The organism is Chryseobacterium sp. A321 (assembly GCF_054489265.1).
Map to the genome: position 1 here is coordinate 205,587 of NZ_JBTMWZ010000001.1, position 26,000 is coordinate 231,586.

Genomic DNA, 26,000 nt, shown 5'->3' on the forward strand with positions numbered 1-26,000 from the left:
GCAATGCAGACCAAAGCAAAATATAGATCAATACGAATTTGGGCCAGTACTTTACTAGCCCAATTTCTTTTGTTCTATACCTTATCTCAGGTTAGTTGGGCAAATGGCGTAGTGCACGAACTTTTCGAATGGCAAAAAGAAGGTCACCAGTGGCTCTTCAATGTCTTTCCCTTTTCCTTAGGAGATGTCCTTTATATATTGCTAGGAATTTATCTATTCTATCTAATAAGTAAGCTCTTTTCGAAAGAATCAAGGATCCAAACCTTTTCTCGGCTATTACTCTTACTGAATTGCCTCTATTTAATTTACCAGATCTTTTGGGGACAACTTTATTTTCAAAAGCCTATCTATAGTGATAGTGAACTTTCTGAGCCCACCGTGACCGAATTAAAACAGTTGGCAAACGAGTACTTAGAAAAATGCGTGGATCTACGAAATCAAGTAAGTGAAGATAGCTCAGGCGTTTTTAAAATAACCAACCTCCACTCCATCCAAATTGAAATTCTAAGCAAACAAAGAGTTCTTCCTGCCATCTTACCCACCAAAGATCCTACTAATGTTCTCCTTTTCAAGCCAAGCTTATTTGGTTCACTAATGAGTTATACCGGTATCCTTGGTTATTACAATCCTTTTACAGCGGAAGCGCAGTACAACGCCAAACTTCCGAACACCACGATTCCCTTTACTCTTGCGCATGAAAGTGCACACCAACTAGGCTACGCCCGTGAGCAAGAAGCAAATTTCGTTGGTTACCTACTAGGGCGTGATTCAAAAAATTTGGATTTAAAATACAGTACTAATTATTTCGTGCTACGCAATCTGCTTTGGAGTCTTTCTTCCCACGATCCTAAATTTGTTGAAGAAAAAATCAAAATGTATTCTGAGGGTATGCGAAGAGACGCCGATGCGGCTAATAAATTCAATGTTGAACACGAAGGAATCTCGGATGATTTCTTTCAATGGACCAACGATCTATTTCTAAAATCAAACCAGCAAGAAGGACGAATCACCTACAGTTACTTCCTAAATCTCCTAGTGAAGTACAGGAGCCTAGAGCCCTAAAACAAAAGAATCGTACCTTACGATACGATTCTAAAAACACAAATGATGAAAAAAAATTTATTGCTTTCTCTAGACTAGCCTTCAAAAGCGAGGTAAAGATAATAAAATATTTTCAGTTTACAATATTTTAATAAATTATTTTAGAAATTCCATATTGCACTGAGTTCCGCTCTATGACGCCTGTTCAATAAGCATCCTCCAGTGTATTTGACAGTAGAATTATTATTAAATGTCACTTTTAGAACAACTTAGTGAATTACTTTAAGCCAATACAGAAAAGGAGATTTGGGATTAACAACCCAATCGGATCAAAAACGATTTTACAATTCTGAAGAATTTAGTTTAGTAGTCCATTTCGCAGAGGATCTATACGGTATATATATTGGCTAAAACCAAAAGTTCAAATATTCAAGCTGCCTGTTAATTGCAGTGATGGACTCTTCAAATTCAAGATTCCACGTTGTAATATTGAAACAATTGCCTTCGTAGATTATAAATAAAGGGAGATGGCCTAAAGCCATCTCCCTTCTCTAGAATTAATATGAATGTTATCGTACCATGATTTGATCTATTTTACCGTCTTGGTCCCCTCGGTAAATTGATAGAGAATATGTATTCGTTCCAGAATAGTTACCCGTTAAGGTCCCTCCTCCTTTTTTGGTATATTCCCAATAGGCTGATTTAACCGCACCTCCTGCTTTTGGTGTGCCTAATAAAAGCATTCCTGCAGCGTGAGGAGAGGCCATCGAAGTCCCACTAATGGTATTGTAGCTGCCGTTTAACCAAGTGGATTTGATGTTGTACCCCGGTGCTGCGTAATCTACTACTGTACCGTAGTTTGAGAAGTAAGCCCAGTAATCGTTCGGCGTGCTGGCCGAAATTGTGTAAATGTTGGCGTGTGTGGCTCTGGCTGGAGAATAGTAGTTGGCGTCGTCATAGCTGTTCCCGGCAGCGATTGCAACTTTAATTCCTTTTGAAGCTACATTTACGGTAGCATTGTCCACCGCATTATCAGTGTACCGTGAATTTGGCCCTAAGCTCATGTTAATCACATCACCGGCCGATCCGCTTGCGGCTACAAAATCCAAAGCTTGGACCGTCCATGAGAAACTTCCACTTCCGTCATTTCCAAGCACCTTAAGAGCTACGACATTTGCCCCTGCGGCGACACCCACGACTCCAATATTGTTATTTAGTGCAGCGATGGTTCCAGCCACGTGAGTGCCGTGACCGTTCCCGTCGTTCGGATCATTATCCCCAGTGAACGATACGCTTCGATTTGTGTCCACGTTTAGATCTGGGTGGTCTAAATCGATCCCAGAATCGATTACCCAAGCCGTTTTCCCGGTGCCATCACCGAAACCTCCAATACGGGTAATCCCCCATGGCGTTTCTTGACCGGTCGGTGTTGTTTCGCCACCTCCAGGTTTAGTTGGCTTTCCAAGGGCAATTAGATAATCTTGCTCAACGCTTTTTACACGTGGGTCATTTCTTAAGGATTGAACTTCAGCATCAGTTAAGTTTTTTGCAACAAAACCTTCGAGTGCGTAACCGAATGACGTGGTGATTTTACCGTTGTCAATTCCTAATTTCAGCCCATTACTTTTCTTCATACTAGCGGTGAGTTCTCCCGTTTTTTGAAGGTAATTGGCTCGTTTTTCATTTTTCGATTTCGCAAAGGAAATTCCACTTTTGTTAAGCACTCCATCATGAAGCACGACAATGTACTGTCCCGCAATTGGGCGACTTGAATTATCAACAACGTTTCCTGTCGGTGCGTCCAGAACTTTGGCGCTGGATGATGCATCCAAAGGCATAGGATTTTGCTCCTCACGTTCAGTTGTACAGCCCACTAGCAGAGCAGTGGAGAGCATTAAAAGTGATGCTTTGTTTTTCATATCATTAAATTATTTTGAGGTTTGTGTATGCAATAGTAGCACTTTAAATTTTAAAATGAATAATAATTACTAATGAATTTACAAATTAGTTAATGATTACGTAATTGTTCTAAGTAGGAATTACTAAATCCAATATCGATCTAAATTACAATAATAAGCTTAATTAAAATTATGGATAGTAAAATTGATAATTTTAGTACAACTTACTTACAAAAAAAATAATCTACAAATCCTAATCTTTGCTGAGATGTTTTGTGAAAATCAATTGAAATAAATAGAAATGGTAACGAAAGGGATCGTTTGTAAGAGACTGTGATTTGAAGGCTAATTTGAAATTGAGAAATGTTGGATATGAAAAACAATACCGCGGAGCGTTTGCCTAAACTAGCCAGCGTGTATCGGTAGGCATCGAAATAGCAAAAGAGGTAAGCGAAAATTTATGCTAAAAGCGCTCCAGAGTTTACTCCAGATACGTAAAACTCTGTAATTCCCTGTAAAATTTAATTTGTACTAAAAATTCACTTCAAAAAAAAAGGACAAGTGAAAATCAATTCCAATTGTCCTTTTAAGTAGCGAAGACGGGAATTGAACCCGTGACCTCAGGGTTATGAATCCTGCGCTCTAACCAACTGAGCTACCTCGCCATTTGAGTGGTGCAAATATAAGCATATTTTGAAAAATCGCAAACTAATTTACCCCTAAAAATTCAACAACATCCATCGCGTAATCAGGCTTACCAATTATCTTATTGTTTTCGTCTAATACAAAGTAAGTTGGCGTTGCAGAAACATTGTATTTTTCCGCAAAACTACTGTACCATCCTCTTAATTCTGTATCGTTTACCCATGGATAAGCTGTGGCTCTTGACTGGTAGGCTTTGTCTTCTGTGTCAAGTGAAAGTCCAATGATTTCAAAATTATTCTCTTGGAACTTCTTATAATAAGGTATAAATTTAGGAAGATCGGTTTCACAATGCTGGCAACTCGAGGACCAAAAGACAATTACTTTCCTTTTTGCTTTTAAATCGTGAATCGATTTTGCCTGGGTATGCGTCGGGGAATTAAATTTATAGTCTTCCATTACAGACCCAATCGCTGTATTTTGGTTGATTTCAAGTGTAGAGGAAAGTCTTTCATTCAAAGTACATTTCAGATTTTTCGCCTTCGCCAAAAACACTTCTTTCATATCTAGCATATTGTAGGCTCCAAAGATATCAATCACTTCGGATAGGACCGTTTGGCCTCTTGGGCTTTCAATATCAAGTGCAGCTAATAAATCATCAATTGCTTTCTCTGCACCCTTTGCATCAAACAGATTCAAATAATTAACAAGCACGGGACGCATTAAAGTGGAAGTTTCGAGTAGTTCATTTGAGTTGACAAAAAACTGAACAATCTGCTGCGCATCCGCTTTCCCTTCTTGAGGAGCATCGTCCACATATCGATCATAATTCTCTGAATAATAATTTACGAATGGAAAATTCGTTACATCCGGTTTCCCTTTCGAAAGGGTGATAATTTCGCTACTAATGGCCTTATAAAATGGTTCATTCGAAGTGTAAAACCCTTGCATTTGGAGAAGAGCCGGCAGAATACTTTCGATCTTGCGCTGGTAATTAAGAATTTGACTCATCGCTTGGTTAGGCGCGTCTTCATAAACAACTTGGGGAAGGCGTCCTTTCACAGGATCCAAATTCATACTCACGTCCTTATTCTCAGAAATAAAATTCAAGGTAAAATTAATCTCTGGAAAATAGGCCTTCATCATTCCTACATAGTGGTTCGGATACTTAAGAATCCAGTTATTTCCGCTTTTTACTACTTTGGAAACGAGGACATCTTTTGAGCCATTGACTGTGTAAAAATAGGCTTCTTTAGGCGCAAAGTCTCCACTTGCGCTTACTTTCACATTAAATTGCCCATAGGCTATTGAAGTCGCAAAAATAGCAACGAGTAATCCAAATTGTTTCATGGGTTAAAAATACAAAAAAACTTACGGATTCCTCCGTAAGTTTAATAGATGAGCTAAAAATAAATAGGCGTAGATATTTCTCTAGGCTTTCTTTCGAGCTGGTTTTTCTTTAAGGACGTTGCTTTTGGTCAATTTGATTGTTTTTTGCTCGCCAATAGAGAACATATAGTCTTCTAACACTTTTTCTGTCGTTCCGCGAAGTCCTCTCGCTCCGAGTCCCTTCTCCATGGTTTCCTCCACGATGCGCTCTATAGCACCGTCTGTAAAGTCTAAAGCGATACCGTCCATTTTAAATAGTTCTACATATTGATTCACAATGGAACTTTTTGGTTCTTTCATGATTCGAATCATTGTTTCTTTGGTAAGTTTATCCAAATTCGTAATGATAGGGAATCGACCCAGAAGTTCAGGAATCAGACCGAAACGTCTTAAATCTAGAGCAGTCAATTGACTTAAAATATATTCATCTTCCTCTGATTTGGAAAGCTTATCCAAACTAAACCCAATCGCTTGTTTATTAAGTCGCCTTTCAATAATGTCTTTAATTCCATCAAACGCACCTCCCGCAATAAACAGTATATTTTGAGTATTGATTTGGATGTACTTTTGATCCGGATGCTTTCTACCCCCTTGCGGCGGTACATTCACAATACTACCCTCTAGTAACTTTAACAGACCCTGTTGGACGCCTTCACCAGAAACATCACGAGTGATGCTTGCATTGTCTGATTTTCTTGCAATTTTATCAATCTCATCGATAAACACAATTCCTTTCTCTGCTTTTTCTACATCGTAATCCGCTACCATTAGTAATCTAGATAGTATACTCTCGATGTCTTCTCCCACATATCCTGCTTCTGTAAGGATGGTGGCATCCACAATACAAAAAGGAACGTTTAGTTCTTTTGCAATGGTTTTTGCCAATAGGGTTTTTCCAGTCCCTGTTTCGCCAACCATAATAATATTAGACTTCTCGATCTCAACCTCACGGTCCTTTTGCTCAGCATGGAGCAATCTTTTGTAATGGTTGTACACGGCAATGGAAAGCTGCTTTTTCGCTTGGTCTTGCCCAATTACGTATTGATCTAAAAACAGTTTGATTTCTTTTGGTTTTTTTAAGTCGTCGAGACTCGTCGTGGAAAAAGTCCCGCCACCATGAACCGACTCCTTTACAATAGAATGGGCCTGTTCAATACAGCTTTCACATATATAACCATCTTGTCCTGCAATTAGCACTTGGACTTCACTTCGTTTTCTTCCACAGAATGAACATTGGTTCGGGTTCATTAATTTTATATCTATTTAAGATTAGTTGTGTGAACTGCCTACCCCCTGAGTTTTTCAATGAGTGTGGCATCAAGGGTCCTAGACTCACTAGAGCAACGCCTCGCCTTGTTTTTGTTTCTCGTCCGACTGCATTCCACAACCAGACTCGGTTCTCGAAACTAAATTTCGCTTGATTTCCTAGAAATTAATCGAGAAGCGATCTGTATTAAGCTTCTTTAATTTGCTGTTGAATCTTTTTGTATTGCTCCGCAGATAATTGCAACCTTTCGTTCATGAAATTTAGATCGGACATTTGATTCAAAGGTACTAAATGAATATGCGCGTGGGGAACTTCAAGTCCAACCACCGCTACTCCTACTCGTACGCAGTCAATTGCCTTGCCTACTTTTTTTGCAACCTCTTGAGAAAAACTCCATAGAGCCTTATAACTTTCGCTGTCCAGATCAAAGATCAAATCGACCTCTTTTTTAGGAATGACTAAGGTATGACCTTCAACAAGTGGCATGGCATCTAAAAATGCAATGTGATGCTCATCTTCTGCCACAATGTAGGCAGGAATTTCGCGGTTGATTATCTTGGTGAAAATGGAACTCATAAAATGATCTTAAGCCTAAAATTCGTTTTGAGGCTACAATTTACAAAGTAATTTCTAAAACCTCAAATGAAAGTTCGTTGCCATTTGGCAATTGAATCAGTGCGCTTTCACCCACTTTCTTTCCTAAAAGTCCTTTGGCAATCGGTGTACTTACCGAAATACGACCTGTTTTTAGGTCACTTTCGTTATCCGGCACGAAGGTGAATTTTTGTTCTTTCTTCGTCGCTTTATTGAATAAGCGAACCGTTGTTAGAATGGAAACCTTTGAGGTATCTAATTGGGTCTCGTCAATAACTTTTGAACTAACGATTAAGTCTTTCAATTTTGAGATTTTCATCTCGAGCATGCCTTGCGCTTCTTTGGCTGCATCGTATTCTGCATTTTCGGACAAATCTCCTTTATCACGCGCTTCCGCTATTTGTTGCGTAACACGTGGTCTTTCAACACTTTCTAACTGTTCCAGCTCTACCTTCATTTTATTCAAGCCTTCTTTTGTAACGTATGTTGCCATAATTTTATATTTTTGAAAATGATAAAAAAAAATTATCCGACCATCTAGCCCGGACAATATTTTTCATTCGTATTAAAGAACAAATATAATGTATTTTTTTCTAATTCCAAGAATCAAAATCAGATTTAAAGGGATCTCATTTCTGATTATCAGTTTATTAGTTCTGCAGTCTTGTAGAGATTCAGAGAACCCAATCCCTTGCTTTCCGAGTGCGACCATTCAAGTCACCATTAGCCTAAACCACCCCAATTATCAAACGCTAAGAAATGTGGGAGGATGGGTATATGTTAATGAACAGCAATCCGGAAGTAGTGGATTAATTGTCGTAAAAACGAGCGGGGGATTTAGAGTTTACGACCGAAATCCACCCCATATTTGTCCGGGGAACCACACCACGCTCGTGGTGGAGGACAATTCCAAATTGCTTTGTCCCGCAGACCATGCACAGTGGAATTTATTTTCAGCCGAACCCCTATCCGGAACCAGTGTATATCCTAAATTATACCGATACCAATACAATGCAGACAACGAATCCTTAACCTTATTTAATTAAATTGTAAAATGAAAATCGTCATACAAAGAGTCTCCCATGCAGAAGTGAAAGTTAACGATCAGATTATTGGTGCCATTAAACAAGGACTTCTACTTTTGGTAGGTATTGATGAATCTGACAATGAAAAGGATGCGGATTATCTTGTCAACAAAATTAAAAACTTGAGGATCTTTTCAGATGACCAAGGCCTTATGAATCTCTCTATTTTACAAATCGAGGGAGAAATCCTGTGTGTGAGCCAATTCACACTCATCGCTGAATACAAAAAAGGCAATCGTCCTTCCTTTATTAATGCTGCGAAACCTCCACTTGCTAAACCCCTCTTCGCCTATTTCCAATCCGAGCTAGAGAAAACGGGGCTCAAAATTGAAAGCGGAGAATTTGGTGCAGACATGAAGGTATCTCTGCTCAATGACGGCCCAGTGACCATTGTCATGGATTCGAAAACAAAACAATAATCTTTAAATACGAAGCAGCCCCCAAAATGTGGGGGCTGCTTCTTTCGATTAACATCTAAAATCTTAGTTCGTTACGGGAACACTGCTAAAGGTAAGTGAGCTCTTCATGTTCAAATCACTTGTAGGACTGCTTTTCAGTACATACACAATTCTTTGTTGAATGGTTCCACCCGATTTCATAATCGCATCTAAATTCTTATTGGCAATATCAAGGCTTAAGGTCGTTCCAATATTGTCAGAGATCTGATCTCTTGAAGCTACCAATACTTCTTTGTTGCCAGAAATTAAATAAACGGAGACGGATTTAAACACTCCCATCCCCTGATCTCCGGCGGAGACAGAGACTTTTGCTGTATTGGCACGAATGTCTTTTACATTCTGACTCACTCCCATAATTTGGTTCAGTCCAGTTCCTGCCCCTACTGCCGACAACTGAGTTGCCACTGGGGACCCTTTAGAGACTGTAAAAGAAGAATTAAAAGGCAGCGTATTCTGCAGCACCGAGGAAACCGTTGAGCAACTCACCAAAGTTGCGCTGATTACAAGTGCGGATATAATAGATGATTTCATAACAAAAATGTTTTTAATATTAAATACAAAAATAAAGTAAAAAACGGCACAAAGCTAAAAAATAAGGGCCACTCCTCTTTATAAATTTGAACCTCTAGGGAGTTTCGTTCTCCACGTGAATTGTAAAATTCCCTTGTGGTGAACTAGAAGCCATATTGCTTTTTCCTACCATTAACCAAACCTCACCTTCACTAGCAATTTCGAGCTCCGCTGTCCGTCCAAAAGGACCATCGAGGGTTCCGTCAGGATACCGAACTTGGTTGACTCGAATGTTCATATCCTTCTCTTTTGTCTGAATCTGAACTTTCAATTTGCCTTTAGGCATATGGGCTAGTTTTAAAACAAACTGTTGGTTGTCATTTTTAATTTGATCCCCTATTGTAAAAGGAAGCATTTTCGCATCCGCAGAACGAATTATTTGTCGATCTGTTTCCTCTCTATTGACTCCCGTTGCTAGAACTCTCTGTACATCGTCTGCCTTGTTCACAATAGAATCGGGTAATTTTAAAAGCGAATCCTCAACCTGAGCCGAGTCCGAAATGGATGTGGAATCTACCTTCATAGTAGAAGTGCTTTCAATTTTTGATTCTTTGGTACAGGACCAAAGGAAAATGGGAATTACTATCCAAAATTTCTTCATTCTCTCACTTGATTAGTTGACTACTTCTCCCTAAACAGCCCCCATGAGAGGACACTGAAATAGGTCTTAAATAAGATACAACTAAAATTGTTCCAATCTAATGCGTACGCATCAAATTCCTTCTTTTCCTTACAACCCGATTGGCACAGAGCATATTAAGAAGAGAGAAGAATTTAATTTATAAAAAAGCTCATTTTAATTGCAATTAAAATGAGCTTTAAACTTTCTAGCGTTTATGCGTTAACTCCTTGTACATAATAGGTTGGCCTCTATTGGGTTTATGTCTATTTTCTTAAACGCATCTTAATGGCTTCGATACTTTGTTTAGCGCTGGGTTCTAGGATTAAAGAAGCGCTCATCTGAACCCGCTCAGGCGTTAAGTCTTTAAAATGCTCAGTATTTTCCCAGGAAACTTTCTTGATTAACGAAAGTGCCTCTGGGCTTCGAGAGGCTAAAGTTTCTAAAAATCCTTTCAGATGCATATCCATTTGCTCGATCGTATCGAAGATCTTGTGGTAAACACCATGCAAGAGTCCCCACTGCGCATCTCGAAATTCTGCATCAATCGCCATCGCAGCAAACTGGGACTTCCCTATTTTTCTTTCCACATAAGGTCCAATCACAAAAGGTCCAATTCCCAAATTGATTTCGGTCAGAGCAAAACTTGCCTGTTTCGTGGCAAAACAATAATCAGCTCCACAAGCGATGCCTACACCACCCCCTGTGGTTTTTCCTTGCACACGAACCACCGTGATTTTCCCGCAACTACGCATCGCATCAAGGACTTTAGCAAATCCTTCGAAGAACCGTTTTGAACTTTCTAAGTCCTCCACGGCAAGTAGGTCTTCAAAACTAGCCCCTGCACAAAATGCTTTCTCTCCCCCCGATTGAATCAATATTGCCTTTACCTCCTTTTTGGACGCTGCTTCTAAAACTTCCTCGGCTAGGTTTTGCAGAATCTCTCCAGGTAAGGAGTTGCTTTTCTCAGTGGCAAATGTAATTGTGGCAATTGAATTTTTGATTTCAACCTCAACGGTTCCTTTTGGTTCTTGCTTCATGTTTCTAGGGTTTCATCCCGAGTGCTTTAGTATAGCCCTCCAGTTTTACGTTATTTTTAAATTTCATATTCTCGAGAAGTTCGTTAAGCGCTGCTTTCACCTTTTCTTGGTCAGGTCTTGCCTCGCGAATTTTCTCAAAGGAACTTCTGTCTTTTTTCGTGTACTCTACGATCAAGTCCCAGTCTTTCGGTTTTGGAATGTACACCATCCCTGCTTTGGGAACCATCTTTTTATAGGGCCAAAACGTCCATCCTATATTGTTCTCTTCAAGTGTGATTCGAAATTTCTCTACCCATTCGTCTGTGTTCTCTCCGGTCTCTCCCATAAACATGGGCAAGTTCACTTTCTCTCTGAAATCAAGAAAATCCTGAATGTCTTTCTTGTCCGTTCCACTCCAATAACGATGGGGCGTATACACTAAATTGCGGTCAAACTTCCAATCTTTAAAAACTGAAAAATTACTGTTCCACTGAGCGCCTCCCAGAATTAAAATATGGTTCTTATCCACTTTTCTAATTTCTGCAGCGGCTCTTTTGTATAGAGGTTCAAGCGCCGTGTTCAAGACTCCATAATCCTTTTCGAAGTAATGGGCAATAGGTTCATTTAATAAATCATAGCCCAGAATGCTGGTCTCGTTTTGGTAGCGTGCGGCAATTTGCTTCCAGATGTCTACGAATTGATCTTGATACGCTTTTTCAGTAAACAACCAAGGATACCCGTAACTATCGTCTATATTATCTCCTGTTTGTCCCCCTGGAGCCACGTGCATATCTAAAATTACATAGAGGTCATTTTGCTTGCACCATTGGATTACCTCATCCAAAATTTCAAAACCATCTTGCTTCCCCGTCAGTCCCAGATAATCCTCGTCGGTAAATTGCTTGTAATGGAAGGGCACACGAACGGTATTCATTCCTGTGGATTTAATGTATTTAATATCCTCTTGAGTGATGTAATTCTTTTTGAATTTTAGCCAAAATTCTTTCGTGAATTCAGGACCTACCATTTCACTAAAGGCCTGATTAATTAGGCGGTAAGAAGACACTTGTTCAAAGAAAAACATATAGCCTTCTGGGTTCAGCCAGTTTCCCACATTGGTTCCTTGAATTAAAAACTTCTGATGGTCTGGTGTATACAAATTCTGCCCATCTACATAAATGTAGTTGGTTTTAAGCGAGGGTTTCTGCGCAGCTGCAAAACAAAAACACAAAAGGAAACTAACTAAGTAAGCTTTAAAAGTGATCGATTGAGTCATAAATAAATTGATTTAAGACGTAATATATAACTTATTTCTCAAAATGAGACTATAGAATTTCAATTTCAGGAATGAGTCCAAATTGGGAAAAATGATGAGTGAAATGCTTTTGATGGAAAAGCTCCCACATTTCCTTATTAAGGAGTCCAAATTTCGGATGCCCCTTTTCCGCCTGAGGATTTTCTTTGTAATAAATTTGATACGCCGTAAAAGCCTCCATAAATTTCTCTTTAGCCTGTTCTAGGTTTTTGTATTTCAATTCAGCAAGACCTTCTGGTGGAAGTCCCGGGTATTTAAGGCCTTTACGAATCGGACTAAATCGGTAAAGCCAATCTCTTAACTCCTCAATCATTTCCTCGGATTCTGACGTATCTCCTGCTATAATTTCACCGGTTGACATTCTTAAAAATTCTTCCAGATGTTCTAACATGTGCTGGGCTTTCATTTCCCCCCATAAAGGCTCACGCTCTGGAGAAAGACCCGATAGTAACTCTTTGATTGCATCGCGATTCAGAGAAACAAACGGCGATTTTTTGGCCACCAAAGTTAAAATTGTGGCTACACAAACAACTTCCTCTCTTTGATTCACGACTTCCACAAGCCATTTAACGACTCCTGACGGAACATTTCGGCCTTTTACGCCTCTGTTAACCTTTTCTTTAGCCGTCAAATACACTTGGATGGTATCTCCTGCGTACACCGGCTTAAAGAAATTTGCATTCTCAAGTCCATAATTGGCAATGACCGGCCCTTTTTTCCCTGATACGAAAAGTCCTGCTGCTGCAGATAAAATAAAATACCCGTGCGCCACGGTTTGATCGAAGATCGTTCCGCTCAAACTTGTTTGATCCGTATGAGCGTAAAAATGATCCCAGGATACGTTTGCAAAATTGACAATATCGGCCTGAGTCACAGTTCGGCCCTGAGTTTCTAAAGAATCGCCAATCTGAACCTCTTCAAAATAGTTTTGAAAGGGATGCTTGTCGCTCATCATTCGTTTTGCTCCTGGTGCATGGATTTTGGTAATTGCACGAAGCATATCCGGAGATCCTTGAATTGCCGTTTTTTGAAGGAAAAAGTGGAGTCCATTCAAACCTCCTAGTTCTTCTCCTCCTCCCGCTCGGCCCGGTCCTCCATGGTTTAGTGTCGGAAGCGGAGATCCGTGTCCGGTCGCCTCTTTTGCATTGTCCCGATCCAAAACATAGATTCGTCCATGGGACGAAGCCATTTTTACAGCCATCTCACTAACAAAAGATTCGCTATGAGAGACCACGGAACCCACCAAACTACCTTTTCCCATTTTCGCTAGCGATACCGCCTCGTCGATATCCTTGTAAGGCATGAGGGTTGAAACCGGTCCAAAGGCTTCTACTTCATGGGAAATCGTATTTGTAAAAGGATCTACATTAAGGAAAACTTTCGGGGTCATAAATGCACCCGTATCAAAATCAGCATCTAGCAAACTGTGCTTTCCGTCATAGATTAATTCTGTTTTTTCTTTTAAGAGCTCAATTCGAGATTCAACCTCGCGTCTTTGCTCTTTTCCAACTAGGGCTCCCATTCTCGTTTCTCGGTTCAGAGGGTTTCCAATTTTGACTCGATCGAGAGACTGAGTAAGGGCTTCTTGAACGGACTTAAGTTGCTCCTCAGGAACTAAAATCCGTCTCACGGCCGTACATTTTTGACCGGCCTTGGTCGTCATTTCTCTTTGAACCTCTTTAATAAACAATTCAAACTCTGGAGTTCCTACTTGTGCGTCCAAACCAAGAACCGAACAATTTAAACTATCGGCCTCCATATTAAACCTTACCGCCTGCCTAGAGATACTCGGCAGAGTCTTTAGGTATTTCCCAGTCGAGGCGGATCCCGTAAAGAGAACACTGTCTCCGTCTTGAACATGCTCTAAAATAGCACCCGGCTCTCCACAAACGAGCTGCAAGGCTCCCTTAGGGAGGACTCCACTTTCAATTATATCTGAGAAAACCGCATGGGTTAAATAACAACCCGGTGTTGCAGGTTTTACTACACTCGGAACTCCCGCCAAAAGAGAAGTTGAGAGTTTTTCCAGCATTCCCCAAACGGGGAAATTGTACGCATTGATCTGAACCGAAACCCCTTCACTTGGAGTTAAAATATGGGTTCCTAAATGAGTCCCATTGGCAGAAGTCTTTTGCACTTCTCCATCTACCCAAAAAGGTGTATTGGGCAGCATTCTCTTTGCAAGTCCTGAATAGGTGAAAAAGGTTCCAATACCGCCTTCAATGTCTACCCAAGAATCCGCATGGGTGGCTCCGGTCTTGTAGGACAGTTCATAATACTTTTTCTTGCGATCCAAAAGATAGATTGCAATCTTTTTCAGCATTTCTCCTCTTTGGTAAAAACTTAATCGAGACAAATTTCGGTATCCGGCATGGCGTGAAAACTCCAAGGCCTCTTCAAAATCAATCCCATCCGTATCGGAAATTGCGATTAATTCACCATCCACAGCGCTAAGAAGTTCAATACCTTCGCCTGCTCCCTCAACCCATTGGTCTTTGATATAATTTTTTAATTTCATTTTTTCTCTTCTTATAATTCTGAAACTTTCTTTCCAATTTTATACACGGTTCCTCGAAAACTCGCCACGAGTACTTGGTTTTGGTTTTTTACTTCAATTTCATAGATACCCGTCTTTCTTGTTTCGTGAATTTGCCTACTTTCTGCTCTAAGCACATCCCCGAGCTTTACTTGTTGCGTAAAATTAATATGGCAACTAAGTGCAACACTTGCTTCGTTCAAATTGTTGGACGAAAGAGCAAGAGCACTGTCAGCAAGAGAAAAAGTAACGCCTCCATGCACGGTACGAAGTCCGTTAATCATCTCGCTTCGAATTGGCATTTCAAGTAGGCAATAATGATCTCGCACTTCTAGGAGTTCAATCCCCAACCATTGGGAAAAGAAATCTTGAGCGAGCATTTTCGTAGCATTTTCTAATGAACTTGACATAGTGAAAAGTGTAAGTAAGTGTTAGTGTAATTTTGCAAGATCTTGAAGCAAGGGACTCGAACGGTAACGTTCTTCTTGATACCGAATGTACAATTGATTAAGAGTATCGTGCAAGGTTTTATACCCAATTTCTTTTCCCCAAGCGAGGAGTCCTTTGGGATAGTTCACGCCGCGAAGCATAGCCAGTTCCAAATCTTCATCGCTTGCTACTTGAAGACGCTTGGCTTCAAGGGCTTCATTTACGAGCATGGACAAAATGCGAAGAAAGATAGCCTCTGCCTTTGAGCCCTCCAGACTTAGGGTCGATGAAGACTCTTCTCGTGGATATGAATAAAAGCCTCTTCCTGTTTTGCGACCTAAGCGCTTGGCTTCACTCATGCGCTGTTGCAAGAGTGAGGGTTTGTATTTTGGATCGTAAAAGAAATCCTGATAAACACTTTGCGTCACGGCAAAATTCACATCAATCCCGATTAAATCCATCAGTTCAAAAGGTCCCATTCGAAATCCTCCTTTGGACTTCATAACAAAGTCGATTTCCTCTGGCGTTGCGAGGTTTTCTTCCACAAGGCGAAGGGCCTCTCCGTAAAAAGGTCTTGCAATGCGGTTGACAATGAAACCCGGAAGATCTTTTGCAATCACAGGCTCCTTCCCCCAACTTCTTAAGGTCTCAACGAGCTCATCCGCTAGCGTGGGCTCGGTTAGTAAACCCGGTATAATTTCCACGAGTGGCATTAGAGGAGCAGGGTTGAAAAAATGGATACCTACAAACCTCTCTGGATGTTGCAAAACCGAACTTAAGGAGGTAATGGAAATCGAGGAGGTATTGCTTGCGAGTATGCAGGAGGTAGCCACTTCATGTTCCAGTGTTTTGAAAACTTCTTTTTTGATCTGCGCATTCTCCACAATCGCTTCGATGATCAGGTCACAAGATTTTAATTCGGACAATTCAGATACTTGCTGAAGTCTTTGGAGCATTTGCTTTTTGCTCTCTTCTTCTAGCTTGCCTTTTTCGACCATACGGCCTAATTGACGATCCAATCCTTCGATGGATTTTTGCATTTGATCTGGACTCGTGTCGTACATAAAAACTTTACTCCCTGCGGCAAGAGCTACCTGTACAATTCCAATTCCCATGGCCCCTGCGCCGACGACGCCCACTTTTTCAAATTTCCTCATTCTTACCTTTTACCTTCCTTTAAAATCAGGTTCTCTTTTGTTTATAAATGCGTTGACTCCTTCACTAAAATCCTCGGACTCGGCCGCGACTTGTTGCAAAATACCCTCTACGTCTAATTGTTCTTTTAATTTATTCTCAAAGGATTCATGAAATGCCTTTTTTGTAAGCCCAATTGCTTTGGTTGGAAGATTGCAAAGGGACTCTAAAATTTCCATGGATTTCAGTTCAAACTCGTCCTCTTCAAAAACTTCTTGTGTGAGCCCTAAGCTAAGTGCGTAATCTGCATCTATTTTTTTACCTGTAAAGGCTAAATAACTAGCCATCTGTGGACCTACCAGTTTGGGCAAATAATAGGTGGCTGCTGTATCGGGTATTAACCCGATTTTCACAAAAGCAAAGGAAAAATAGGCCGCTTTGCTACAAAGTGAAAAATCACATAGGATAGACAAACTGGCTCCAGCACCTACGGCAGCACCATCCACAAGAGCCACAATCGGCTTTTTGCACTGCGCAATTTCTTTGACAAGTGGATTGTAATATTCAATTATAAAGCGCTGAACGCTTCTTTCGTTTTTTATGTCACCAAAACTTAATGCTTCTTTTAAGTTTTGCCCAGCACAAAATGCTTTTCCCTCTCCCTTGACGGCAATGCAACGAATCTGATCGCTTTTGCTGGCTTCTTGGACCGCATGCTTAAGTTCTTGAAGCATTTGCATGGTAAGACTGTTATAGCTTTGCGGCTGGTCTAAGACCAAAAGCAAAAGCTTCCCTTCAAAATGAGTCTCAGTTCTAATTTGTGAAAATGTCATAGTAATGAAATTTAATATTTGTAGCTCAACTTGAAGGAATCCGATCCCGTACAAGGTCTCGCTAATGGCATTTAAAATAATCAAATGGCTCTAAGCAATCTAAACATTGATAGGTCGCTTTGCACAAGGTCGATCCATATCGACTGAGTTGCTCGGTATTTCTCGAAGAGCATCTTGGACAAGGTTTGCTTGTATGCAAATGAGATAATTCAGCTCCTTTTTCAGGTGGAAGAATTCCATATTCTAATAATTTTTCTCGTCCTCGGTCGCTAATCCAATCCGTAGTCCAAGCGGGCGAGATGACATTTTTCACCTCCGCTAAGATTCCATGACACTTAAACAAAGCTTCAATATCCTCCTTAATGGTAAACATCGCTGGACAGGCGGAATAGGTGGGGGTAATCTCTATTTCTACGTGCGTGTCCGAGGAAATTGAAACGCGCCGAACGATTCCCAGATCGACAATACTAATCACCGGAATTTCTGGATCTGGAATCTCCTCAAGTAGAGTCGTAATATGTTGGGGCGTCATCTTCATGGATTCAAACTTCATTTAAGGTGGATTACCATTCACAACCCGGATAGGCTCTTTGCATGTATTGGAGTTCACATAAGATATAGCCGAAATGCTCCGTATGGACTCCCTTCCGACTTCCTTTTTGCATAAATTCATTCTCCGGAACCTCCAGTCCCAATGTACTAAAATCCTTAGCAAGTTCAAGCGACCAATTGGATTTCAATTTGTGGCGATCGGCCGCTAAGTTCAAATCAGAAAGATTTTGTTCTCCTTGCGTCTCATCAAACAGTCCTCCCGTATATTCCCAAAGATTCTCTAGCGCCTGAGCCAATCGTTTCTTACTTTCTGAGGTTCCCTGTTGCATAATCTCGAGCCACATACGGGCGTGAGAATAATGGTAGCGGACTTCTTTCAGGGATTTCTCAGCGATTCCAGCTAAGCTGGCGTCTTCGCTTGACAAAAGAGCCGTATAGAGTTCTTTCTGATACAGAGCAAAAAAATAAACCTTCAAAATCGTTTGTGCGTAGTCGCCATTGGGAAGCTCTACGAACTGAGCGTTTAGATACTGGTTCTCATATCTCAAAAAAGCGAGGTCATCCGGAGTCTTTCCGTTTCCATTGAGTTCCGACGCGTACGAGTAAAGATGATTGCTTTGTCCTAAATAGTCCAGGGCAATATTTGTCAGGGCAATGTCCTCTTCCAAATAGGGACCCTTCCCACACCATTCGGCGAGTCTTTGTCCCATGATAAGGGTATCGTCTGCAAGCTTTAATAAATAGTTCTTCATTGTTTTCATTTAGCGTAAGAATTCGAAGGGTTAAAATCCCTCATTCTTACGTAATTACATGTTTTTTACATCGTTCGGGATTTGATAAAAGGTCGGATGACGGTATAATTTATCGTCTGCAGGATCGAAAAAGGATTCTTTGTCTACGCCTTCACTGGTAAAAACATACTTACTTGGAACCACCCATAGGGAAGTCCCTTCTTTTCTTCTTGTATATACATCGCGCGCATTTTGCAATGCCATTTCCACGCTTGCCGCCTGTACGGTGCCGGCGTGTTTATGCGAAAGTCCGGGCTTAGTTTGAATAAACACTTCCCATACATCTAACTGACTCATCGTAAACTTTTTTCAATATTGATATTACTAGCTGTTCTGCTTTTTTGAAAACTCGCTCGCGGCTTCTCGCAGCCACGCATTCTCATTCCATGCTTTTTGTTTGGTTTCTAGGCGCTTTTTGTTGCACGGTCCATTGCCCATTAAGACTTCCGTAAATTCATCCCAAGGCAATTCAGAAAATTCATAATGCCCTGACTCTTCGTTTAGGGAAAGGGACGGATCCGGAATCACAAGACCTAAGAATTCAGCCTGGGGCACCGTGACATCGACAAAACGCTGCCTTAAATCATCGTTGCTTTCGCGTTTCACGCGGTAATTCATTGATTTTTGTGAATTTGTCGAATCCTTATCGTTTGGTCCAAACATCATTAGCGCGGGCCACCAAAAGCGATTCAGCGCCTCTTGGGCCATGTGCTTTTGCTCCTTGGTTCCTCGGCATAAAGTCATTAAGATTTCATAGCCTTGTCTTTGGTGAAAAGATTCCTCCTTACAAATCCTGACCATGGCTCTTGCGTAGGGACCATAGGAATTCCCCATCAGCATGACTTGATTCATGATGGCTGCACCGTCTACCAGCCAACCAATGGCGCCTATATCCGCCCAACTTAAAGTTGGATAATTAAAAATACTCGAGTATTTTGCTTTCCCACTAAGCATGTCCAAATAAGTAGAATCCCTGTCTGCTCGAAGGGAGCCATCGTTTAGAGTTTCGCTTGCTGCATAAAGATATAGTCCATGACCTGCCTCGTCTTGAATTTTGGCCAAAAGTGCCATTTTTCGTCGTAAGCTAGGTGCCCGGGATATCCAATTGGCCTCTGGCAGCATTCCCACCACTTCCGAATGCGCATGTTGCGAAATTTGCCGCACGAGTAATTTGCGATAATCTTCCGGCATGACATCCTTGGGTTCCACTTTATTTTCTTCCTGTACATAATGTACAAATCGTTCTAAATCCATCTTCGTTTCATTTTATTACGCGATACTCCAATCGTCCTTCACGTACAAACCCAATTTTCCGTCGACAAACTCGCCCACGACAAAGGTGATGGTTTTGTAATCTCCTCGTATCTCGTATTCATTAAAAAAGTAAGGCTGCCCTTCGGTAGGACCCCAAACTTCAATTTTTCTATCGGTGCAATGCCAATAATGGTTCCAAATATTCAACCCCTCGACTTTGTATTCTTTATCCACTTCAATTAGGGATGCAAATTTCCACTCGCTCATGATTAGACTTCTTTTATCGTTAAACTTACTACACGTCGTAATTTAACATCACAACGTTTGTGACGGGATGCGCTTGACAGGTGAGAACAAACCCGTTTTCCACCTCTTGCTCGGTAAGGGCGAAATTCTTTTCCATAAAGACTTCCCCTTCCAATACCTGGGCTTTGCAAGTGCAACAAACGCCTCCTTTACACGCGAACGGCACGGGCAGTTGATCTTTTAAAGCCTGGTCTAAGATACTGTTTTTCTTTGAATTAAGATGAAAGGAATACTCATCGTCATCTATAATAACGGTGACCATACTCTCAATATTAGCAATGGCTTTGAATTCCTCACTCATCTCTGAACTCCCTTCTTCGTCAGGAGGTGTATAGTATTCATAAAGCACTTGCAAGGAAGGTACTTTCTTCTCCGTTTTTAAATAGGTAGAAATGTCTTTAATCATTTCACTGGGTCCACAAAGAAAATAGGTACTCTCAGAAATTGGAATCTCGTCGTATTTTTCAAGCAGCGCTCCTAATTTTGAGGAGGTGATCCGACCCTCGAACAATTCGCCCTCCAAGTGACGCTCTCGAGACAGAAGGTAAACTACTTTTAGCCGACCTTCAAATTGCTTTTCTAGCTGCTCAAGTTGTTCTTTAAATAAAATATGATCATAGCTTCTGTTGCTAAAAAAAAGGAATGCACGCGATTCAGGCTCTTGATAAAGTGCTTCTTTCAAATTGGAAAGCACCGGTGAAATTCCACTTCCCGCAGCAATCCCAATATAATGTTTCTGGTTGCTCGGATGATAATGGGTATAAAAATGCCCTAAAGGAGGCATAACTTCCAAGGAATCACCTACTTTTAGATGCGTATTCAAAAACCCAGAAACTCTCCCCTCATCTAAATGTTTGATAAGAACTTCGAGCTCCGAGTTGTTTTCAGACGGTGCATTGACAATCGAATAGGATCGACGAAGATCCTCCCCGTCTTGAAGAATTCGAAGGGTCAGGTATTGACCTTGTTTGAATCGATAAAGAGGCGCAAGTGAACTTGGCACTTCAAGCGATAGGTGAATGCAGTCGTTTGCCTGCCGTGACACTTGGGTCACTTTTAGAGAATGAAAATGATGCATAATAGGTAAATTCAGTTCCTTTGAGGAACTAAACAAATATAAAAAAAAAACCTAATCTGCCCGTTTCAAAACAACCTCCTTACAGTCAGCTTTTTATACGAAATAAAGATTTCTACTTTGCTCCTGCTTCCACAAGCGATGGGCATAGAAAACAGACGGTCAATCGACTGTGAATGTCTTCAACCACCAGCTCGATCTGTGGATTCTCTGCATCCATTTTGGCAAAACAGGGTGGTGGCAATACAGAGAATCTCAGGCTGTTTACGGAAAATAATTACAAGGAAATTTCGGTAAAAAAGGCCTAAAAACTTGCAAATCAATTTTAAAATACGGTAAAAATGACCACATTATTTAATTTGAACGCTTTTTGATGGAGTCTTTGCAAACAACACCAATACCAAATGAATTTAAACCAATTTACCGTCAAATCCCAAGAAGCGATTCAAAAGGCGCAGCAGATCGCGATGGAATTTGGACACCAAAGTATAGAGCCTCAGCATTTGCTTGAGGGCATTTTGCAAATCGAGGATTCCATTTCTTCTTTTCTTATGAAAAAATCAGAAGTGGAATTAACTCTTTTGAAACAAAGAAATAGAGAAAGCTTAGAATCGATTGCGAAAGTGGAAGGAGGCAGTCAATACCTTTCTAATACGACGACAAAAATCTTGATGGAGGCGGCCAACCTTGCCAAAAAAATGGGAGACGAATTTGCGACCCTAGAACATTTATGGTTAGCCCTTTTGGAGGTGAATTCCAGTGTCTCAAGTTTACTAAAAGACATGGGCGTTCGAAAATCTCTTCTCGAAGGTGCCATTAAAGAATTAAGAAAAGGCACCACGGCCAATTCCGCAAGTGCGGAAGATTCCTACCAAAGTCTAAGCAAATACGCGAAAAATTTAAACCAGCTAGCCAGCGAAGGCAAATTAGACCCGGTAATTGGACGAGACGAAGAAATAAGAAGAGTCCTTCAAATACTTTCGCGAAGAACCAAAAACAACCCGATTCTAATTGGGGAACCTGGCGTAGGTAAAACAGCCATTGCCGAAGGGATTGCTCACCGAATCATCAACGGCGATGTACCTGAAAACTTGATGGACAAAACCCTATTTTCGCTGGATATGGGCGCGTTAATCGCGGGTGCAAAATACAAGGGAGAATTTGAAGAAAGACTCAAAAATGTGGTAAACGAAGTCACTAAGTCTGACGGACAGATCATTCTGTTCATCGATGAGATTCACACACTTGTTGGCGCAGGGGGTGGCGAAGGCGCTATGGACGCCGCCAATATACTTAAGCCTGCACTGGCAAGAGGAGAATTAAGAGCTGTGGGAGCCACCACCCTTAACGAGTACCAAAAGCACTTTGAAAAAGACAAAGCCTTAGAGCGAAGGTTTCAAAAAGTTCTTGTTCAAGAACCGGACACCGAGTCGGCTATCTCCATTCTGAGAGGGATTAAAGACAAATACGAAGCCCATCATAAGGTTCGAATTAAAGACGAAGCGATTATTGCCGCTGTCGAACAATCTCAGCGGTATATTTCGGATCGATTTCTACCGGACAAGGCTATCGATTTAATTGATGAAGCCTCTGCAAAGCTGCGAATGGAAATCAATTCAAAACCTGAGCAGTTGGATGTCTTAGACAGAAAACTAATGCAAATGGAAATTGAACTTGCAGCCATTTCTAGAGAGAGTAATGAGATACAAATTCAACACTTGAAAGAGGACATTGCTAAGCTAAGCGATGAACGTAACGAAATCAATGCAAAATGGTTGGCAGAGAAACAAAAATCCGAAGATCTCACAGGTATCAAAAAAGAAATTGAAACCTTGAAATTAGAAGCCGAACGTGCGGCTCGGGTTGGAGACTACGGAAAAGTCGCGGAGATTCAATACGGTCAATTGCGAGAAAAAGAAGAGGAACTTAAAACCTTGGAGCTCGAAATGCAAAACCACCAAAATGAACTCATTAAAGAGGAAGTGACAGCAGAAAACATCTCCGAGGTGATTTCCAAGTGGACCGGCATTCCTGTGACAAAACTTTTGCAAAGCGAACGAGAAAAACTTTTGCACCTAGAGGACGAACTGCACAAGCGTGTGGTAGGACAACACGAAGCCATTGAGGCCGTTGCGGATGCCATTCGTAGAAACAGAGCAGGACTTAACGATGAAAAAAGGCCAATCGGAAGTTTTCTTTTCTTAGGTTCTACCGGGGTTGGGAAAACAGAATTAGCCAAAGCTCTGGCCGAATTACTCTTTGATGACGAAAGTAACTTGACAAGAATTGACATGAGTGAGTACCAAGAGCGCCATTCGGTGTCAAGACTCGTGGGAGCGCCTCCAGGCTACGTCGGCTACGACGAAGGCGGTCAGCTTACAGAGGCTGTGAGAAGAAGACCCTACTCTGTCGTACTCCTTGATGAAATTGAAAAAGCGCACCCTGACGTCTTTAATACTCTTTTGCAAGTACTGGATGATGGAAGACTTACCGACAACAAAGGACGGGTGGTCAACTTTAAAAATGCGATTATCATCATGACTTCGAATTTAGGTTCGCCCCTCATTCAAGAAAACTTTGCCACGCTAGATCAACAAAACCACGAGCAAGTGCTTGAGAAAACCAAAGACGAAGTCTTTAGCCTTTTAAAACAAACGTTAAGGCCTGAATTCTTGAATCGGATTGACGAGATCGTTCTTTTCCAACCTCTGAACCGACAAGAAATTGGAAAAATTGTTCAGTATCAACTTAGAGGGCTGAATCAAATTTTGGAGCGAAAAGGTATATACCTTACGGCAACCGAGGATGCAGTGGATTACATCTTAAACAAAGGGTACGATCCTGCGTTTGGTGCAAGACCTCTAAAACGAGTATTGCAGCAGGAAGTTTTGAATCGACTTTCCAAAGAACTCCTTGCGGGCACCATTAAGGACGGGGAGAGAATCACGCTCGATTATTTTGAAGAAAGTGGTCTTATCTTTCGACCTACCGAACAGTAATGCAACTTGCTCAACAAAAAACGCTCGAACCATTTCGAGCGTTTTTTAATGGGTTTATTTCCCTGAAAAAAGAAGTGTGCTTACCACCGGAAAATGGTCGGAGGGATATAAGAAATTCTCTCTTCGATCCTCAATTACTCGGTAGTTTAAAGTTTTAAACCCTCGAGAGAAGATATAATCGATTCTCACCTTTGCAGGCTCCTTCGTATCAAAGCCTGTAAAGGTTCCTTCAGGACCGTAGGGCTTTTTCTCAGAGTGAAGAAAAGAATCACTGAGTTCTTTTGAAAGCAGCGCAATGGGAGCCGTATCACTTTCTAGATTAAAATCACCGGTTAACACTACAGGATATCCCTTCGTATTCAATTGACGAATCTTTTCAAGAATCAACTTTGCCGATTCCTCACGAGCGGTATTTCCGACATGATCAAAATGGACATTCAATGCCCAAAATGACTTCCCATGCTCTTTAGACTTAAAGAGTCCGTAGGAACAAATTCTGGGATACGCCGCATCCCATCCTTTGGAGGGAACCTTTGGTGTGGGCGACAGCCAAAATGTACCGCTTTGCAAAAGTTTAAATTTGGAGGCATCATAAAAGAGTGCTGAAAATTCTCCTTTTCTCTTTCCATCGTCACGACCCACACCCACATAGCGATAGGAAGGGAGGCCTTTTTGGATGTAATCCATTTGTTCAGGTAAAGCTTCTTGCACGCCTAGTATATCCGGCTCATAATAATTCAATAGATCCACAAGATCTGCTGCGCGTTTTGACCATGCATTTTCTGCATCGGACTCTATCGAAAGCCGAATATTATACGTCATGACCTCTAGTTCTTGCGCCCATGTTAGATTCGCCACCAGAAGAAAAGTCCATAAAAATCTGTATCTCATAAGTTATGCCTTAAGGAAAAACTTCTCCGCTAGGGAGAAGTTTTTGGGTTAATTTAAGCTTCCGATATGCTTGGAATCGCAACATTTTCGTTCGTGTCTTGCTCGTAATCTATGCCTGGCACTTCAAATCCAAACAAATTGAAAAAATCAGTTCGGTATCCTTCAATGTCGCTAATCTCACTTAGGTTTTCGGTGCTAACCTCTGCCCAACGTTTTGCGACCTCGTCTTGGATATCACTTGCCATTTCTAAATCATCGATTCGAATGCGGCCCTCAGAATCTAAAGGTACCACGCCGTCCTTTGTATAAAGTCTTTCGGCAAATAACCTTTGAATTTGCTCAATGGTTCCCTCATGAACCCCTTTCTCTTTCATCGCTTTGAAGAGTAATGAAATGTAAAGTGGTACCACAGGAATTGCAGAACTAGACTGCGTAACTAAAGCTTTGTTCACAGAAACATAAGAACTACCGTTAAGATTCTTCAGAAGTTCGTTAAGATACTCGACGCTTGCTTCTAAATCGTTTTTCGCCTGTCCAATGGTTCCGTTGCGGTAAATTGGATACGTAAGTTCAGGACCTATATAAGAATAAGCAACCGTTTTCACCCCTTCGGCTAAAACGCCTGCTGCATTTAAATCTTCCATCCAGAATTTCCAATCTTCTCCTCCCATGACAGCAACTGTATTGTCAATATCTACTGAGTCTTCCACGGGTGCAATGGTAATATCAGTTACGACTCCCGTATGAAAATCAACCGTTTTATTAGTAAAAGGAGCTCCGATGGGCTTAAGTACAGAGGAGTAACTTACTCCTGACTTGGGATGGGTACGTCTTGGAGAGGCTAGACTATAGACTACCAAATCGACCTGCCCTAAATCCTTCTTGATCAAATCAATGGTTTGTTTTTTGATTTCATCGGAAAATGCATCGCCGTTAATACTCTTGGCGTAAAGACCTGCCTTCTTCGCTTCCTGTTCAAAGGCGGCTGTATTGTACCAACCTGCTGTTCCTAACTTTCCTTCAGAGGCTGGTTTTTCAAAGAACACACCAATGGTCGCTGCATCCGAGCCGAATGCGGCCGTCACGCGTGAGGCAATTCCAAATCCAGTGGAAGCCCCAATGACCAAAACTTTTTTGGGTCCCCCTTCAATTTTACCCTTCGACTTCACGTACTTAATCTGATTCTTAAGCGTTTCCAAAGCTCCCTCTGGATGCGCAGTCAGACAAATAAACCCTCTTGTTCTTGGTTGAATTATCATAGTTTTAATGTTATTTATCGCATTACAAATTAAGTGAATTTTGC

The 26,000-nt window shown here is 41.1% G+C and carries 25 protein-coding genes and 1 tRNA gene; 4 read left to right on the top strand and 22 right to left on the bottom strand.

All coding sequences use genetic code 11. The features are described from left to right. The first annotated feature begins 3 nt into the window (after nt 1-3). Entirely contained in the window at nt 4-1,062 is a 1,059-nt protein-coding gene (locus tag ACX3PZ_RS01005) for a DUF3810 domain-containing protein (protein WP_459111818.1), read from the top strand. A gap of 548 nt (nt 1,063-1,610) precedes the next feature. Here the strand turns inward: ACX3PZ_RS01005 and ACX3PZ_RS01010 are convergent. The 6 genes from ACX3PZ_RS01010 to greA form a co-directional block, all read right to left on the bottom strand. Then, on the bottom strand, nt 1,611-2,960 hold the full coding sequence (locus ACX3PZ_RS01010; RefSeq protein WP_459084625.1) for a S8 family serine peptidase: 1,350 nt from the start codon (nt 2,958-2,960) through the stop codon (nt 1,611-1,613). 570 nt (nt 2,961-3,530) lie between these two features. Then, nucleotides 3,531-3,604 (bottom strand) — tRNA-Met (locus tag ACX3PZ_RS01015). Between the two features lie 43 nt (nt 3,605-3,647). Continuing rightward, the gene (locus ACX3PZ_RS01020; protein WP_459084627.1) at nt 3,648-4,931 is read right to left on the bottom strand and encodes a peroxiredoxin family protein; all 1,284 of its coding nucleotides are present in this window, start codon (nt 4,929-4,931) and stop codon (nt 3,648-3,650) included. A gap of 81 nt (nt 4,932-5,012) precedes the next feature. Beyond that, nucleotides 5,013-6,218, bottom strand: a complete 1,206-nt coding sequence (clpX, locus tag ACX3PZ_RS01025; protein ID WP_459084628.1) for an ATP-dependent Clp protease ATP-binding subunit ClpX — start codon at nt 6,216-6,218, stop codon at nt 5,013-5,015. A 205-nt stretch (nt 6,219-6,423) separates the two neighbouring features. Next, entirely contained in the window at nt 6,424-6,813 is a 390-nt protein-coding gene (locus tag ACX3PZ_RS01030) for an HIT family protein (protein WP_459111819.1), read from the bottom strand. Nucleotides 6,814-6,853: 40 nt separating this feature from the next. Then, the gene (greA, locus tag ACX3PZ_RS01035; protein WP_459084630.1) at nt 6,854-7,324 is read right to left on the bottom strand and encodes a transcription elongation factor GreA; all 471 of its coding nucleotides are present in this window, start codon (nt 7,322-7,324) and stop codon (nt 6,854-6,856) included. An 88-nt stretch (nt 7,325-7,412) separates the two neighbouring features. Here greA and ACX3PZ_RS01040 point away from each other — a divergent pair, with 88 nt between their 5' ends. Together ACX3PZ_RS01040 and dtd are read left to right on the top strand one after the other, a co-directional pair. After that, on the top strand, nt 7,413-7,877 hold the full coding sequence (locus tag ACX3PZ_RS01040; RefSeq protein ID WP_459111820.1) for a hypothetical protein: 465 nt from the start codon (nt 7,413-7,415) through the stop codon (nt 7,875-7,877). An 8-nt stretch (nt 7,878-7,885) separates the two neighbouring features. Further along, nucleotides 7,886-8,335: a D-aminoacyl-tRNA deacylase gene (gene dtd, locus ACX3PZ_RS01045; protein WP_459084632.1), complete on the top strand. Its 450-nt coding sequence runs from the start codon at nt 7,886-7,888 to the stop codon at nt 8,333-8,335. Nucleotides 8,336-8,398: 63 nt separating this feature from the next. Here the strand turns inward: dtd and ACX3PZ_RS01050 are convergent, their stop codons facing one another. The 14 genes from ACX3PZ_RS01050 to ACX3PZ_RS01115 form a co-directional block, all read right to left on the bottom strand. Further along, nucleotides 8,399-8,905 carry a hypothetical protein gene (locus ACX3PZ_RS01050; RefSeq protein WP_459084633.1) on the bottom strand — a complete coding sequence of 169 codons (507 nt, stop codon included), beginning with the start codon at nt 8,903-8,905 and terminating at the stop codon, nt 8,399-8,401. A gap of 94 nt (nt 8,906-8,999) precedes the next feature. Then, a complete protein-coding gene (locus ACX3PZ_RS01055) occupies nt 9,000-9,545 on the bottom strand; it encodes a hypothetical protein (RefSeq protein WP_459084634.1) in 546 nt (181 codons plus the stop codon). Nucleotides 9,546-9,829: 284 nt separating this feature from the next. Next, a complete protein-coding gene (locus tag ACX3PZ_RS01060) occupies nt 9,830-10,603 on the bottom strand; it encodes an enoyl-CoA hydratase/isomerase family protein (protein ID WP_459111821.1) in 774 nt (257 codons plus the stop codon). Nucleotides 10,604-10,607: 4 nt separating this feature from the next. Then, nucleotides 10,608-11,858 carry a glycoside hydrolase family 5 protein gene (locus ACX3PZ_RS01065; RefSeq protein ID WP_459084637.1) on the bottom strand — a complete coding sequence of 417 codons (1,251 nt, stop codon included), beginning with the start codon at nt 11,856-11,858 and terminating at the stop codon, nt 10,608-10,610. Nucleotides 11,859-11,907: 49 nt separating this feature from the next. After that, a complete protein-coding gene (paaZ, locus tag ACX3PZ_RS01070) occupies nt 11,908-14,415 on the bottom strand; it encodes a phenylacetic acid degradation bifunctional protein PaaZ (protein WP_459084638.1) in 2,508 nt (835 codons plus the stop codon). An 11-nt stretch (nt 14,416-14,426) separates the two neighbouring features. Beyond that, entirely contained in the window at nt 14,427-14,843 is a 417-nt protein-coding gene (locus ACX3PZ_RS01075) for a PaaI family thioesterase (RefSeq protein ID WP_459084639.1), read from the bottom strand. Between the two features lie 21 nt (nt 14,844-14,864). Then, entirely contained in the window at nt 14,865-16,019 is a 1,155-nt protein-coding gene (locus ACX3PZ_RS01080; RefSeq protein ID WP_459084640.1) for a 3-hydroxyacyl-CoA dehydrogenase NAD-binding domain-containing protein, read from the bottom strand. Nucleotides 16,020-16,028: 9 nt separating this feature from the next. Then, nucleotides 16,029-16,829 carry an enoyl-CoA hydratase/isomerase family protein gene (locus ACX3PZ_RS01085; protein ID WP_459084641.1) on the bottom strand — a complete coding sequence of 267 codons (801 nt, stop codon included), beginning with the start codon at nt 16,827-16,829 and terminating at the stop codon, nt 16,029-16,031. A gap of 61 nt (nt 16,830-16,890) precedes the next feature. Further along, the gene (gene paaD, locus ACX3PZ_RS01090; RefSeq protein ID WP_459084642.1) at nt 16,891-17,382 is read right to left on the bottom strand and encodes a 1,2-phenylacetyl-CoA epoxidase subunit PaaD; all 492 of its coding nucleotides are present in this window, start codon (nt 17,380-17,382) and stop codon (nt 16,891-16,893) included. 10 nt (nt 17,383-17,392) lie between these two features. Beyond that, nucleotides 17,393-18,133 (bottom strand): 1,2-phenylacetyl-CoA epoxidase subunit PaaC, encoded by a 741-nt coding sequence (paaC, locus tag ACX3PZ_RS01095; RefSeq protein ID WP_459111822.1) that lies wholly within the window; start codon nt 18,131-18,133, stop codon nt 17,393-17,395. Nucleotides 18,134-18,187: 54 nt separating this feature from the next. Continuing rightward, nucleotides 18,188-18,469 carry a 1,2-phenylacetyl-CoA epoxidase subunit PaaB gene (paaB, locus tag ACX3PZ_RS01100; protein ID WP_459084644.1) on the bottom strand — a complete coding sequence of 94 codons (282 nt, stop codon included), beginning with the start codon at nt 18,467-18,469 and terminating at the stop codon, nt 18,188-18,190. Between the two features lie 27 nt (nt 18,470-18,496). Further along, the gene (gene paaA / locus ACX3PZ_RS01105) at nt 18,497-19,426 is read right to left on the bottom strand and encodes a 1,2-phenylacetyl-CoA epoxidase subunit PaaA (RefSeq protein WP_459111823.1); all 930 of its coding nucleotides are present in this window, start codon (nt 19,424-19,426) and stop codon (nt 18,497-18,499) included. Nucleotides 19,427-19,441: 15 nt separating this feature from the next. After that, nucleotides 19,442-19,693: a hypothetical protein gene (locus ACX3PZ_RS01110; RefSeq protein WP_459084646.1), complete on the bottom strand. Its 252-nt coding sequence runs from the start codon at nt 19,691-19,693 to the stop codon at nt 19,442-19,444. Nucleotides 19,694-19,721: 28 nt separating this feature from the next. Then, nucleotides 19,722-20,810 (bottom strand): 2Fe-2S iron-sulfur cluster-binding protein, encoded by a 1,089-nt coding sequence (locus ACX3PZ_RS01115; RefSeq protein ID WP_459084647.1) that lies wholly within the window; start codon nt 20,808-20,810, stop codon nt 19,722-19,724. A gap of 401 nt (nt 20,811-21,211) precedes the next feature. Between ACX3PZ_RS01115 and clpB the strand changes: the two genes are divergently transcribed. Then, nucleotides 21,212-23,806: an ATP-dependent chaperone ClpB gene (gene clpB / locus ACX3PZ_RS01120; RefSeq protein ID WP_459084649.1), complete on the top strand. Its 2,595-nt coding sequence runs from the start codon at nt 21,212-21,214 to the stop codon at nt 23,804-23,806. A gap of 54 nt (nt 23,807-23,860) precedes the next feature. On the opposite strand, the gene ACX3PZ_RS01125 is transcribed toward clpB, so the two are convergent. Together ACX3PZ_RS01125 and fabV are read right to left on the bottom strand one after the other, a co-directional pair. After that, complete coding sequence (locus ACX3PZ_RS01125) at nt 23,861-24,697, bottom strand: endonuclease/exonuclease/phosphatase family protein (RefSeq protein WP_459084650.1); 837 nt, start codon at nt 24,695-24,697, stop codon at nt 23,861-23,863. A gap of 53 nt (nt 24,698-24,750) precedes the next feature. Then, on the bottom strand, nt 24,751-25,956 hold the full coding sequence (gene fabV / locus ACX3PZ_RS01130; RefSeq protein ID WP_459084651.1) for an enoyl-ACP reductase FabV: 1,206 nt from the start codon (nt 25,954-25,956) through the stop codon (nt 24,751-24,753). Nucleotides 25,957-26,000: the final 44 nt, after the last annotated feature.

What these genes read in the sequence shown, in the direction of transcription:
- ACX3PZ_RS01005 (WP_459111818.1), top strand. Translation starts at nt 4, where the DNA reads ATGCAGACCAAAGCAAAATATAGATCAATACGAATTTGGGCCAGTACT.
- ACX3PZ_RS01010 (WP_459084625.1), bottom strand. Translation starts at nt 2,960, where the DNA reads ATGAAAAACAAAGCATCACTTTTAATGCTCTCCACTGCTCTGCTAGTG.
- ACX3PZ_RS01020 (WP_459084627.1), bottom strand. Translation starts at nt 4,931, where the DNA reads ATGAAACAATTTGGATTACTCGTTGCTATTTTTGCGACTTCAATAGCC.
- clpX (WP_459084628.1), bottom strand. Translation starts at nt 6,218, where the DNA reads ATGAACCCGAACCAATGTTCATTCTGTGGAAGAAAACGAAGTGAAGTC.
- ACX3PZ_RS01030 (WP_459111819.1), bottom strand. Translation starts at nt 6,813, where the DNA reads ATGAGTTCCATTTTCACCAAGATAATCAACCGCGAAATTCCTGCCTAC.
- greA (WP_459084630.1), bottom strand. Translation starts at nt 7,324, where the DNA reads ATGGCAACATACGTTACAAAAGAAGGCTTGAATAAAATGAAGGTAGAG.
- ACX3PZ_RS01040 (WP_459111820.1), top strand. Translation starts at nt 7,413, where the DNA reads ATGTATTTTTTTCTAATTCCAAGAATCAAAATCAGATTTAAAGGGATC.
- dtd (WP_459084632.1), top strand. Translation starts at nt 7,886, where the DNA reads ATGAAAATCGTCATACAAAGAGTCTCCCATGCAGAAGTGAAAGTTAAC.
- ACX3PZ_RS01050 (WP_459084633.1), bottom strand. Translation starts at nt 8,905, where the DNA reads ATGAAATCATCTATTATATCCGCACTTGTAATCAGCGCAACTTTGGTG.
- ACX3PZ_RS01055 (WP_459084634.1), bottom strand. Translation starts at nt 9,545, where the DNA reads ATGAAGAAATTTTGGATAGTAATTCCCATTTTCCTTTGGTCCTGTACC.
- ACX3PZ_RS01060 (WP_459111821.1), bottom strand. Translation starts at nt 10,603, where the DNA reads ATGAAGCAAGAACCAAAAGGAACCGTTGAGGTTGAAATCAAAAATTCA.
- ACX3PZ_RS01065 (WP_459084637.1), bottom strand. Translation starts at nt 11,858, where the DNA reads ATGACTCAATCGATCACTTTTAAAGCTTACTTAGTTAGTTTCCTTTTG.
- paaZ (WP_459084638.1), bottom strand. Translation starts at nt 14,415, where the DNA reads ATGAAATTAAAAAATTATATCAAAGACCAATGGGTTGAGGGAGCAGGC.
- ACX3PZ_RS01075 (WP_459084639.1), bottom strand. Translation starts at nt 14,843, where the DNA reads ATGTCAAGTTCATTAGAAAATGCTACGAAAATGCTCGCTCAAGATTTC.
- ACX3PZ_RS01080 (WP_459084640.1), bottom strand. Translation starts at nt 16,019, where the DNA reads ATGAGGAAATTTGAAAAAGTGGGCGTCGTCGGCGCAGGGGCCATGGGA.
- ACX3PZ_RS01085 (WP_459084641.1), bottom strand. Translation starts at nt 16,829, where the DNA reads ATGACATTTTCACAAATTAGAACTGAGACTCATTTTGAAGGGAAGCTT.
- paaD (WP_459084642.1), bottom strand. Translation starts at nt 17,382, where the DNA reads ATGAAGTTTGAATCCATGAAGATGACGCCCCAACATATTACGACTCTA.
- paaC (WP_459111822.1), bottom strand. Translation starts at nt 18,133, where the DNA reads ATGAAGAACTATTTATTAAAGCTTGCAGACGATACCCTTATCATGGGA.
- paaB (WP_459084644.1), bottom strand. Translation starts at nt 18,469, where the DNA reads ATGAGTCAGTTAGATGTATGGGAAGTGTTTATTCAAACTAAGCCCGGA.
- paaA (WP_459111823.1), bottom strand. Translation starts at nt 19,426, where the DNA reads ATGGATTTAGAACGATTTGTACATTATGTACAGGAAGAAAATAAAGTG.
- ACX3PZ_RS01110 (WP_459084646.1), bottom strand. Translation starts at nt 19,693, where the DNA reads ATGAGCGAGTGGAAATTTGCATCCCTAATTGAAGTGGATAAAGAATAC.
- ACX3PZ_RS01115 (WP_459084647.1), bottom strand. Translation starts at nt 20,810, where the DNA reads ATGCATCATTTTCATTCTCTAAAAGTGACCCAAGTGTCACGGCAGGCA.
- clpB (WP_459084649.1), top strand. Translation starts at nt 21,212, where the DNA reads ATGAATTTAAACCAATTTACCGTCAAATCCCAAGAAGCGATTCAAAAG.
- ACX3PZ_RS01125 (WP_459084650.1), bottom strand. Translation starts at nt 24,697, where the DNA reads ATGAGATACAGATTTTTATGGACTTTTCTTCTGGTGGCGAATCTAACA.
- fabV (WP_459084651.1), bottom strand. Translation starts at nt 25,956, where the DNA reads ATGATAATTCAACCAAGAACAAGAGGGTTTATTTGTCTGACTGCGCAT.